This is a genomic window from Burkholderia sp. Bp9143, assembly GCF_003853645.1.
GTDB lineage: Bacteria > Pseudomonadota > Gammaproteobacteria > Burkholderiales > Burkholderiaceae > Burkholderia.
Genome location: NZ_QTPO01000072.1, coordinates 1 through 10,666, shown reverse-complemented (window position 1 = coordinate 10,666; position 10,666 = coordinate 1). Strand labels below are relative to the sequence as shown.

The following is a 10,666-nucleotide window of genomic DNA, read 5'->3' as shown; positions in this document are numbered from 1 at the left end:
TTTTTCGTCCTCGATATCCGGGTCAAGCGTTTCGACGGTGTCGGCAGCTCGAACGAGAGCCGGAACGCAGTATGATCCGGCGCGGGCGTGCGTCGCCGACACGCGCAGGGCGCAAAGGCCCGCCGGGCGGGGCGGAGAAGGGCGCCGGGTGTCGGTCGGTCCGTCAATTGTTACAAGACGTTAGCGAGCGCTTCCCGTTGCGACGCTGCGCATCAGTTCTTACAAACTTGAAATATGCCGGCACGGCGCTTGCCGCTATAGTCGAATCACACATGAAACAACTCGAAGAGGAATCCATGAAGACTTTGCGTGTTGCCTCGCTCTTGACCGGTATGACGGCCTTGCTCGTGTCGGGCGCAGCAATGGCGGGAGTCAATGTCGGCATCAACGTCGGCGTGCCGGCTCCGGTCTACGTCGCCCCCGCGCCCGTGTATGCGCCGCCGCCGCCGCCGGTCGTCTACCAGCCGGCGCCTGTGTATGCCCCGGCGCCCGTCTACGTACCGGCACCGGCGATCGTGATCGGCTGGCACGGTGATCGCTACTGGGACGGCCGCCGCTACTGGGGCCGCGACGAGTGGTATCGCCATCACGGCCGCGGCTGGGACGGCGATCGTGGTCACGGTCACTGGGATAACGGCCGCCACAACGGCTGGCGCTGATCGACAGACGGCGCATGCGTGACGCGTGCGCCACATGAGCAAGAAAGACCGCCCGCGTGGCGGTTTTCTTTTGCCCGCGCCGGCCGCGCGCGGATGTTGCGGCACGGTGACGTTACGCACGAACAGGCCGCAAGCTGGCTCGGTGTCGAATGGAATGGGTAGAATCGACCTACGTTCCATCCCTCAATCGACCGACAGGGCCTCTATGAAGAAGGGTTCGCCCCTGGCCGCCGCCGCGCGCACCCGCGTCGGCGCCGCGCATGCGGCACGGGCCGCCGGCCGCGCGGCGGCAGCATGGGCAATACAGGCGGTGCTGGCCGCGACGGCCGCGCACGCGGCCTATGCGATCGCGCAATACGGCGAGCCGAAATATCCGCCGGGCTTCAAGCATTTCGACTACGTGAACCCGGACGCGCCGAAGGGCGGCACGCTCGTGCTCGCGAACCCGAGCCGGCTGACGTCGTTCGACAAGTTCAATCCGTTCACGATGCGCGGCAACCCCGCGCCGGGCATCGACATGCTGTTCGAGAGCCTCGCGACCGGCAGCTCGGACGAACCGGCATCCGCCTACGGGCTGCTCGCCGACGACATCGCGATCGCGCCGGATCGCAGGTCGGTCACGTTCCACCTGAACCCGCGGGCGCGCTTCTCGAACGGCGATCCGGTCACGGCTGACGACGTCAAGTTTTCGTTCGACACGCTGAAGAGCAAGCTGGCCGCACCGCAGTTCGGTGCGTATTTCGCCGAAATCGCGAAGGCCGTGGTCGTCGATCCGGCCACCGTGCGTTTCGAGTTCCGCAGCACGAACCGCGAACTGCCGCTGATCGCCGGCGGTGTGCCGGTGTTCTCGCGCAAGTGGGGGCTGCGCGCGGACGGTTCGCGGATTCCGTTCGACCAGCTCGCGTTCGAGCAGCCGATCGGCAGCGGCCCGTACCTGATCGAGCGCTACGACAACGGCCGCACCATTACGTACCGGCGCAATCCCGCGTACTGGGGCGCCGACCTGCCGGTGCGGGTCGGCACCAACAACTTCGAGCGGATCGTCTACAAGCTGTACGGCGACGGCGTCGCGAGGCTCGAGGCGTTCAAGGCCGGCGAGTACGACGTGCTGGTCGAGTACATCGCGCGCAACTGGACGCGGCGCGACGTCGGCAAGCGCTTCGACAGCGGCGAGCTCGTCAAGCGCGAATTCCGCCAGCACAACGGCGCGGGCATGCAGGGTTTCTTCATGAACCTGCGCCGGCCGCTGTTTCGCGACGTGCGCGTGCGCCAGGCGCTCGATCTCGCGTTCGACTTCGAATGGCTGAACCGCCAGTTGTTCTATAGCGCGTACACGCGTCTCGACAGCTATTTCGCCGACACCGACCTGCAGGCGACCGGTACGCCGGGCGCGGGCGAACTGAAGCTGCTGGAGCCACTGCGCGCGCAGCTCGACCCGGCCGTGTTCGGCCCGATGGTCATGCAACCCGGCACGAACCCGCCGGGCTCGCTGCGCGCGAACCTGCTGAAGGCGCGCGAGCTGCTTGCGCAGGCCGGCTGGACCTACCGCGACGGCGCGCTGCGCAACGCGCAGGGCGAGCCGTTCACGTTCGAGATCCTCGACGATTCGGGGGCGGCGATGGAAGGCGTCGTGACCGCCTACCAGCGCAATCTCGCGAAGCTCGGCATCGACGCGCGCTTTCGCACTGCCGATTACGCGTTGCTGCAGAAGCGGCTCGACGCGTTCGACTACGACATGACGACGGTCCGCCTGCCGGGCGTGCAGGTGCCGGGCGCCGAACAGTTCTCGCGCTACGCCAGCAAGTTCGCCGACGAGCCGGGCTCCGACAACATCATCGGTCTGAAGTCGCCGGCGGTCGACGCGCTGCTGCATGCGCTCGGCGCTGCGCAGACGCGCGACGACCTGCTCGACGCGACACATGCGCTCGACCGCGTACTGATGCACGGCTATTACGCGGTCCCGCAGTGGTACAGCACCACGCACCGGATCGCATACAAGCGCACGCTCGGCTATCCGCAAACGCTGCCGCTGTACTATTCGGCCGAGGGCTGGGTCGTATCGACCTGGTGGGCCAAGCCCGATCACTGAAGCCTGCCGGCCCTTCGTTCAACCCAGCCTATCGATCGCGAGTCGACGCCCTATGTGGAGCTACATCCTCAAACGCCTGCTGCTGATGATCCCGACGCTCGTCGGCGTGCTCACGCTCACGTTCGCCGTGATCCAGTTCGTGCCGGGCGGCCCGGTCGAACAGGCCGTGCAGGAACTGCGCAAGGGCGCGACCGAGCAGGGCGCGGCGCCGTTCGGGATGCGTGCGCATACCGGCGTCGACGCGCAGCAGCTCGCGCAGCTCAAGGCGCTGTACGGCTTCGACAAGCCGCCGCTCGAGCGCTACTGGCTGATGCTGAAGCGCTTTGCGCGCTTCGATCTCGGCGATAGCTACTTCCGCCACCAGAGCGTGTGGTCGCTGATCGTGCAGAAGCTGCCGGTGTCGATCAGCATCGGGCTGTGGACGTTCTTCGTCACGTACCTGATCTCCGTGCCGCTCGGCATCGCGAAGGCCGTGCGCAACGGCTCGCCGTTCGATGTCGCGACGAGCCTCGTCGTGCTGGTCGGCTATGCGATTCCGGGCTTCGTGCTCGGTGTGCTGCTGCTCGTGCTGTTCGGCGGCGGCTCGTTCTGGCAGCTGTTCCCGCTGCGCGGGCTCACGTCGGACAACTTCTCCCAACTGTCGCTCGCCGGCAAGGTGCTCGACTATCTGTGGCACATCGCGCTGCCGATCACGGCGTCGGTCGTCGGCAGCTTCGCGGTCATCACGATGCTCACGAAGAACGCGTTCCTCGACGAGATCCGCAAGCAGTACGTGCTGACCGCGCGCGCGAAAGGGCTCGCCGAGCGCACCGTGCTGTGGAAGCACGTGTTCCGCAACGCGATGCTGCCGCTGATCGTCGGGTTTCCAGCCGCGTTCATCGGCGCGTTCTTCACGGGCAGCCTGCTGATCGAGACGCTGTTCTCGCTCGACGGCCTCGGGCTGCTGTCGTACGAGTCGGTCGTGCGGCGCGACTATCCGGTCGTGCTCGGCACGCTGTACCTGTTCACGCTGATCGGGCTCGCGACCAAGCTGATCTCGGACCTCTGCTACGTGTGGGTCGACCCGCGCATTCAATTCGACAATCTGGAGCGCTGACATGAAACCGTCCGTTAGCACGCCGCTCGCCGGCGCGCCCGTCCGCCTGCCCGCGCTCGCCGGGCGAGGTGCGCGATGAACCGGGCCGTCGTGTCGTCCCGCATCGACGCGGCGCGTGCGCGCGTGTCGCCGTCGCCCGCGCGCCGCGTCTGGCAGCGCTTTCGCCAGCAGCGCCTCGGCTACTGGAGCTTCGTGATCTTCGTCGTCGCGTTCGCCGCGAGCCTCGCGGCGCCGCTGTGGTCGAACGACAAGCCGCTCGTCGTGCGCTACGACGGCCGGACCTATTTCCCGATGTTCCATGCGTATCCGGAGACGACCTTCGGCGGCGACTTTCCGACGCCGGCCGATTATCTCGATCCGTACGTCCGCAAGCGGCTCGAGGCGCCGGGCAACTTCGTCGTCTATCCGCCGAACCGCTACTACTACGACACGCTGAACTATTTTTCGACCGTGCCGAACCCGGCGCCGCCGTCGCGTGAGAACTGGCTCGGCACCGACGCGCACGGGCGCGACCTGCTCGCGCGGCTCGTATACGGGTTCCGCGTGTCGGTCGAGTTCGGGCTGATCCTGACCGCGATCGGCACGCTGCTCGGGATCGCCGCAGGCGCCGTGCAGGGCTTCTTCGGCGGGCGCATCGACATCGTCGGGCAGCGGCTGATCGAGATCTGGAGCTCGCTGCCGGAGCTGTACCTGCTGATCATCTTCGCGTCGATCTTCGAGCCGAGCTTCCTGCTGCTGATCGTGCTGCTGTCGCTGTTCGGCTGGATCGGCCTGGCCGACTACGTGCGCGCCGAGTTCCTGCGCAACCGCATGCAGGACTACGTGCGCGCGGCCCGTGCGATGGGGCTCACGAACTGGCAGATCATCTGGCGCCACGTGCTGCCGAACAGCATGACGCCCGTGATCACGTTCCTGCCGTTCCGGATGAGCGGGGCGATCCTCGCGCTCACGAGCCTCGACTTCCTCGGGCTGGGCGTGCCGCCGCCGACGCCGAGCCTCGGCGAGCTGCTCGCGCAGGGCAAGGGCAACCTCGACGCGTGGTGGATCTCGCTGTCGACGTTCGGCGTGCTGGTCGCGACGCTGCTGCTGCTGACCTTCATGGGCGATGCGCTGCGCAACGCGCTCGACACGCGGATCGCCGATTCGGTGCGCGCGGCAGGAGGCCAGCGATGAGCGAAACGGTCGTATCGAACGCGGGCGAACCGCTGCTGTCGCTCGAGCATCTGCACGTGCGCTTCGGCGACACGGTGGCCGTCGACGACGTGACGCTCGCGATCGGCCGCGGCGAGCGCGTCGCGCTCGTCGGCGAGTCGGGGTCGGGCAAGAGCGTGACCGCGCTGTCGATCCTGCGGCTGCTGCGCGACGCCGACGTGAGCGGCACGATCCGCTTCGCCGGGCAGGACCTTGCCGGCCACAGCGAACGCGAGATGCGCGGGCTGCGCGGCTCGGCCATCGCGATGATCTTCCAGGAGCCGATGACGGCCCTCAACCCGCTCTATACGATCGGCGCGCAGATCGGCGAGACGATCGTGCTGCACGACGGCGTGACGGCGGCGGAGGCGCGCAAGCGCACGATCGCGCTGCTCGCGCGCACCGGCATCGCCGAGCCGGAGAAGCGCGTCGACAGTTACCCGCACCAGTTGTCGGGCGGCCAGCGGCAGCGCGCGATGATCGCGATGGCGCTCGCCTGCCGGCCGCGGCTCTTGCTGGCCGACGAGCCGACCACCGCGCTCGACGTGACGATCCGCGCGCAGATCGTCGACCTGCTGCTCGAGCTGCAGCGCGAGGAGGCGGAAAAGCGCGGGATGGCGATCCTGCTGATCACGCACGACCTGAACCTCGTGCGGCACTTCGCCGAGCGGGTCGCGGTGATGGAGCGCGGCAAGCTGGTCGAAAGCGGGCCGGTTGAGCGGATTTTCGCGGAGCCGGAGCATCCATATACGCAGAGGCTGCTGAACAGCAGGCCGCAGCGCGCGGTCGCGCCGGTCATGCCGATCGCGCCCGTCGTGCTCGACGCGCGCCACGTCAGCGTGCAGTTCGCGCGCAAGCGGCCGGGCTTCGCCGGCTGGTTCGGCACGATGCCGGTGACGGCGGTCGCGGACGTCTCCGTGTCGGTGCGGCAGGGCGAGACGCTCGGGATCGTCGGCGAATCGGGTTCCGGGAAGTCGACGCTTGCGATGGCGCTACTCGGGTTGCAAAGGACGGCGCACGGCGAGATCGAATTCCAGGGGCGCGCGCTGTCGACCTATCGCGGCCGCGAACAGACCGCGCTGCGCTCGAACATGCAGGTCGTCTTTCAGGATCCCTTCAGCTCGCTGTCGCCGCGTCACACGATCGAGCGGATCGTCGGCGAGGGGCTCGAACTGCATCGCCCGGAACTGACGCCGGACGCACGCCGCGCGAAGTCGCTGGCCGTGCTGCGCGAAGTCGGCCTTGACCGCACGGTGCTGCATCGCTATCCGCACGAATTCTCGGGCGGGCAGCGCCAGCGGATCGCGATCGCGCGCGCGCTCGTGCTGGAGCCGCGCATCCTGATCCTCGACGAGCCGACTTCCGCGCTCGACGTGTCGATCCAGCAGCAGGTGCTGAAACTGCTTGCGAATTTGCAACAGAAATACAACCTCGGCTATGTATTCATCAGCCATGACCTGGAGGTGATCGGCGCGATGGCGCACCGGGTCGCGGTGATGCAGGGCGGGGCGATCGTCGAGTCCGGCGACGTGGCCGATATCTTCACGAAACCGTCACATCCTTACACACAAAAGCTGTTGAAAGCGGTCTGGAAAGCGTGATAGGCGTCCAATGGTCTGACCATCTCGATTGTATTTTTTAATTTGTTTTGACAAACGATTACGCGCTGGCTAGTATCGACCGAAATTTTCCGCCAATCAGCTGATTTTTAAGCACATTCCATCGACCAATGCAGCATCGATCCCTGACCCAGGCATGCGCGCGCACCCTCGCCGGGCTGTTCATCGGCGCCCTGTTTGCAGCAGCTCCCGGCGCGTTCGCCGACGAAGTCAGCAGTTTTAACCAAAATGTCACGAATTCGACTCAAATCGGGTCGAGCTCCTCCCTCCAGCAGACCAGTGCCCAGTCGTCGGGCGGCGGTGCGAAGTCGTTCCTCGCCGGCATGGCGGGCAAGGCCGGCGACGTCGTCGTCGGCGCGCTGAACATGATCGGCGTGCGTTACCGCTGGGGCGGCAACTCGCCGGATTCCGGCCTCGACTGCAGCGGCTTCGTGCGCTACGTGTTCCAGGACACGCTCGGCATGTCGCTGCCGCGTCGCGCGGAAGAGATGAGCCGCGTCGGCGAGAAGGTCAGCATGAGCAACCTGAAGCCGGGCGACCTCGTGTTCTTCAACACGATGCGCCGCACGTTCTCGCACGTCGGCATCTACATCGGCGACAACAAGTTCGTGCATTCGCCGTCGACGGGCAGCACGGTTCGCGTCGACGATCTCGACAGCGGCTATTGGGAAAAGCGTTTCACCGGCGCGCGCCGGATCGAGTCGGAGTTCCCGATGAAGGCCGACGACCTGCGCCAGCGCGTGCGCGCGACGATCGGCGACGACGCGGCAAACGGCAGCAACTGACGCTCGCCGGCGATCGGCCGGATCAAAAAAACCCTGTCACCGAAAGGCGGCAGGGTTTTTTGTTTTGGGCCTGCCGATAGTGGGTCGGCGGCCGGCCCGGGCGGGTGGCGGCGCGGGCGTCTTGCGCCGCGCACGCGATGTATCCGCTTACCGCTTACGCGGCCGTCGCGCCGCGGGCCGCCGCGAGCTTGCGCTGCAGCTCGGGCATGATGCGCGCGACGGCTTCCTCGCCCGCGAGGATCGCCGCGTTGCGCTGGTTGAAGTCGCTGCCGCCCATCGCCGCGAGGTTCGGGCGGATCACGACGTCCGCGTATTTGTCGAGCTCGTAGGTCTTGATCGTCTGGCCCATGATCGTGAAGGTCTGCAGCAGCATCTCGATCGGGTTGTCGGTCGCCGCACCGTCCGGCCGCGACGAGATATCGACGGCGATCACGAAGCTCGCACCCATCTTGCGCGCGTACGACGCGGGCACGGGGCTCACGAGGCCGCCGTCGACGTATTCGCGGTTGCCGATCTTCACGGGCTCGAAGACCGACGGCACGCTGCATGACGCCCGCACCGCAAGTCCCGTATTGCCCTGCTGGAACAGGATCGGCTGGCCGTTCTGCAGGTCGGTCGCGACGATGCCGAGCGGCTTCGCCATCTTTTCGATCGGCCGGTTGTTGAGCGTCTTGTTCAGGAAGTTCTGTAGCGCGACGCCCTGCAGCAGCCCGCGCGAGCGGAACGGCAGTGCCCAGTCGCTGATCGCCGCCTGATCCATGTCGAGCGCGATCTTGTTGATCTGCAGTCCGCTCATCCCCGACGCGTACAGCGCCCCGACCACCGAGCCCGCACTCGTGCCGGCAACGATCTCGACCGGGATGCCGCGTGCCTCGAGCGCCTTCAGCACGCCGATGTGGGAGAAGCCGCGGGCGGCGCCGCCGCCGAGCGCGATGCCGATCTTCACGGGCTTCTCGCGCGACTGCGCAGGATTCGCGGCGTTGTCGGGGCGGGACTTGTCGCCGAACGACGTGCAGGCGGCGAGGCTGGCGGACGCGCAGGCGATCGTGAAGTGACGGCGCGACAGGCGAGGGGACGACGACATCGAATGGTTCTCCGGCGGCTTGGCGGCGGGCCGTGCGGCCCGCGGCGGCGATAGGTTCCGAGCGGCCGTGCGGCAGAAACCGGGCGGCCGGCGCGGCGCCGGCTGGCGGCCGCGGCGCGCACATCATAAAGCAAGCGGCGCGCTTGGCGCGAAGGACGGCGCGAGTATAATTCCGGCTTCTTTCCCGTTCCGGGCGCGGCCGGCCCCATTGCTGTCCGGGCTGTCGCCGTCGATCCCGCGTCGAATCATTCATGCGCCCCAGGCGTTCGAGTTACCGTTTATGACCCGTCCTGTCCGTACCCGCTTCGCGCCGAGTCCCACCGGCTTCATCCACCTCGGCAACATCCGCTCCGCGCTCTATCCGTGGGCGTTCGCGCGCAAGATGAAAGGCACGTTCGTGCTGCGTATCGAGGATACCGACGTCGAGCGCTCGTCGCAGGAAGCCGTCGACGCGATCCTCGAGGGGATGCAGTGGCTCGGCTTGGATTTCGACGAAGGCCCGATCTACCAGATGCAGCGGATGGACCGCTATCGCGCGGTGCTCGCGCAGATGCTCGAGCAGGGTCTCGCGTACCCGTGCTACATGTCGGCCGAGGAACTCGACGCGCTGCGCGAACGCCAGCGCGAGGCCGGCCTCAAGCCGCGCTACGACGGCACGTGGCGTCCGGAGCCGGGCAAGGTGCTGCCTGAGCCGCCGGCCGGCGTGAAGCCCGTGCTGCGGTTCCGCAACCCGCTGACCGGCACGGTCGTGTGGGACGACGCGGTGAAGGGGCGTGTCGAGATCTCGAACGAGGAGCTCGACGACCTCGTGATCGCGCGTCCGGACGGCACGCCGATCTACAACTTCTGCGTGGTCGTGGACGACATGGACATGAACATCACGCACGTGATCCGTGGCGACGACCACGTGAACAACACGCCGCGCCAGATCAACATCCTGCGCGCCCTCGGCGGCGAGCCGCCCGTCTATGCGCACCTGCCGACCGTGCTGAACGAGCAGGGCGAGAAGATGAGCAAGCGGCATGGCGCGATGAGCGTGATGGCGTATCGCGACGCGGGCTTCCTGCCGGAGGCCGTCGTCAACTATCTCGCGCGTCTTGGCTGGTCGCACGGCGATGCCGAAATCTTCTCGAGCGAGCAGTTCGTCGAATGGTTCGACCTCGAGCATCTGGGCAAGTCGCCCGCTCAGTACGACCACAGCAAGCTGAGCTGGCTGAACGCCCACTACATCAAGGAAGCGGACAACGCGCGCCTCGCCGCGCTGGCGAAGCCGTTCCTCGACGCGCTCGGCATCGATGACGCGGCGATCGCGACGGGCCCCGCGCTCGACGCGGTGGTCGGCCTGATGAAGGATCGCGCGACGACGGTCAAGGAGATCGCCGAAGGCGCCGCGATGTTCTACCGCGTGCCGGCGCCGGACGCCGACGCGCTCGCGCAGCACGTGACTGATGCGGTACGCCCGGCACTGGCCGACCTCGTCGTCGCGCTGAAGGCGGCCGACTGGACGAAGGAAGCGGTGTCCGCCGCGCTGAAGGCGACGCTCGGCGCGTACAAGCTGAAGATGCCGCAGCTCGCGATGCCGGTGCGCCTGCTGGTGGCGGGCACGACGCATACGCCGTCGATCGACGCGGTGCTCGTGCTGTTCGGTCGCGACGTCGTGGTGTCGCGTATCGAGGCCGCGCTGGCCTGAGATGGGGGCGAGTGCGAGGCCGCCTGCGCGTGACGTCACGGCGGCTTCGCAAAAAAATTCGCTCCAATCGCAAAAAGGGTATTTACAAGTTCAAATTCGGTCCATATAATCTCATTTCTGTTCTGCAAGGGGGTATAGCTCAGCTGGGAGAGCGCTTGCATGGCATGCAAGAGGTCAGCGGTTCGATCCCGCTTACCTCCACCATCAGAGCAGAATGGATTGATTTGCGAAGCAGCAGTGGTAGTAATAAATGCTTCACAAAATGATTTAAAGCAGTTAGAATTTCGGCCTTCGCTGTTGATGATGAATGAATGGCGAGAGTCAGACAGATCTGAAAAGATTATGTCCCCTTCGTCTAGAGGCCTAGGACATCACCCTTTCACGGTGAGTACAGGGGTTCGAATCCCCTAGGGGACGCCAGGATTCAGCGGCGTTTCGTAGTAGAAGTGTCGC

The 10,666-nt window shown here is 66.5% G+C and carries 8 protein-coding genes and 2 tRNA genes; 9 read left to right on the top strand and 1 reads right to left on the bottom strand.

What is annotated here, in order from left to right:
- Positions 1–296: 296 nt before the first annotated feature.
- The 6 genes from DIE23_RS35435 (at position 297) to DIE23_RS35410 (ending at position 7,439) form a co-directional block, all read left to right on the top strand.
- Entirely contained in the window at positions 297–659 is a 363-nt protein-coding gene (locus DIE23_RS35435) for a hypothetical protein (RefSeq protein ID WP_124617068.1), read from the top strand.
- A 205-nt stretch (positions 660–864) separates the two neighbouring features.
- Complete coding sequence (locus DIE23_RS35430) at positions 865–2,748, top strand: extracellular solute-binding protein (protein WP_124617066.1); 1,884 nt, start codon at positions 865–867, stop codon at positions 2,746–2,748.
- A gap of 52 nt (positions 2,749–2,800) precedes the next feature.
- Positions 2,801–3,844, top strand: coding sequence for a microcin C ABC transporter permease YejB (locus DIE23_RS35425; protein ID WP_124617064.1), 1,044 nt, complete (start codon positions 2,801–2,803; stop codon positions 3,842–3,844).
- A gap of 75 nt (positions 3,845–3,919) precedes the next feature.
- On the top strand, positions 3,920–5,017 hold the full coding sequence (locus tag DIE23_RS35420) for an ABC transporter permease (protein ID WP_124617062.1): 1,098 nt from the start codon (positions 3,920–3,922) through the stop codon (positions 5,015–5,017).
- The gene (locus DIE23_RS35415) at positions 5,014–6,636 is read left to right on the top strand and encodes an ABC transporter ATP-binding protein (RefSeq protein WP_124617060.1); all 1,623 of its coding nucleotides are present in this window, start codon (positions 5,014–5,016) and stop codon (positions 6,634–6,636) included. Before DIE23_RS35420 ends, DIE23_RS35415 begins: the two co-directional genes overlap by 4 nt.
- 128 nt (positions 6,637–6,764) lie before the next feature.
- Entirely contained in the window at positions 6,765–7,439 is a 675-nt protein-coding gene (locus tag DIE23_RS35410) for a C40 family peptidase (RefSeq protein WP_124617058.1), read from the top strand.
- Between the two features lie 154 nt (positions 7,440–7,593).
- Here DIE23_RS35410 and DIE23_RS35405 read toward each other — a convergent pair whose 3' ends face one another.
- Complete coding sequence (locus tag DIE23_RS35405; RefSeq protein WP_124617055.1) at positions 7,594–8,523, bottom strand: patatin-like phospholipase family protein; 930 nt, start codon at positions 8,521–8,523, stop codon at positions 7,594–7,596.
- A gap of 280 nt (positions 8,524–8,803) precedes the next feature.
- Here DIE23_RS35405 and gltX point away from each other — a divergent pair, with 280 nt between their 5' ends.
- From gltX to DIE23_RS35390, 3 genes are all read left to right on the top strand, one after another.
- On the top strand, positions 8,804–10,213 hold the full coding sequence (gene gltX, locus DIE23_RS35400; protein WP_124617053.1) for a glutamate--tRNA ligase: 1,410 nt from the start codon (positions 8,804–8,806) through the stop codon (positions 10,211–10,213).
- 128 nt (positions 10,214–10,341) lie between these two features.
- Positions 10,342–10,417 (top strand) — tRNA-Ala (locus tag DIE23_RS35395).
- A 140-nt stretch (positions 10,418–10,557) separates the two neighbouring features.
- Positions 10,558–10,633 (top strand) — tRNA-Glu (locus DIE23_RS35390).
- The last annotated feature ends 33 nt before the right edge of the window (positions 10,634–10,666 follow it).

Coding starts and splice junctions, on each gene's coding strand:
- DIE23_RS35430 (WP_124617066.1), top strand. CDS start 865: ATGAAGAAGGGTTCGCCCCTGGCCGCCGCCGCGCGCACCCGCGTCGGC.
- gltX (WP_124617053.1), top strand. CDS start 8,804: ATGACCCGTCCTGTCCGTACCCGCTTCGCGCCGAGTCCCACCGGCTTC.
- DIE23_RS35410 (WP_124617058.1), top strand. CDS start 6,765: ATGCAGCATCGATCCCTGACCCAGGCATGCGCGCGCACCCTCGCCGGG.
- DIE23_RS35420 (WP_124617062.1), top strand. CDS start 3,920: ATGAACCGGGCCGTCGTGTCGTCCCGCATCGACGCGGCGCGTGCGCGC.
- DIE23_RS35415 (WP_124617060.1), top strand. CDS start 5,014: ATGAGCGAAACGGTCGTATCGAACGCGGGCGAACCGCTGCTGTCGCTC.
- DIE23_RS35425 (WP_124617064.1), top strand. CDS start 2,801: ATGTGGAGCTACATCCTCAAACGCCTGCTGCTGATGATCCCGACGCTC.
- DIE23_RS35435 (WP_124617068.1), top strand. CDS start 297: ATGAAGACTTTGCGTGTTGCCTCGCTCTTGACCGGTATGACGGCCTTG.
- DIE23_RS35405 (WP_124617055.1), bottom strand. CDS start 8,523: ATGTCGTCGTCCCCTCGCCTGTCGCGCCGTCACTTCACGATCGCCTGC.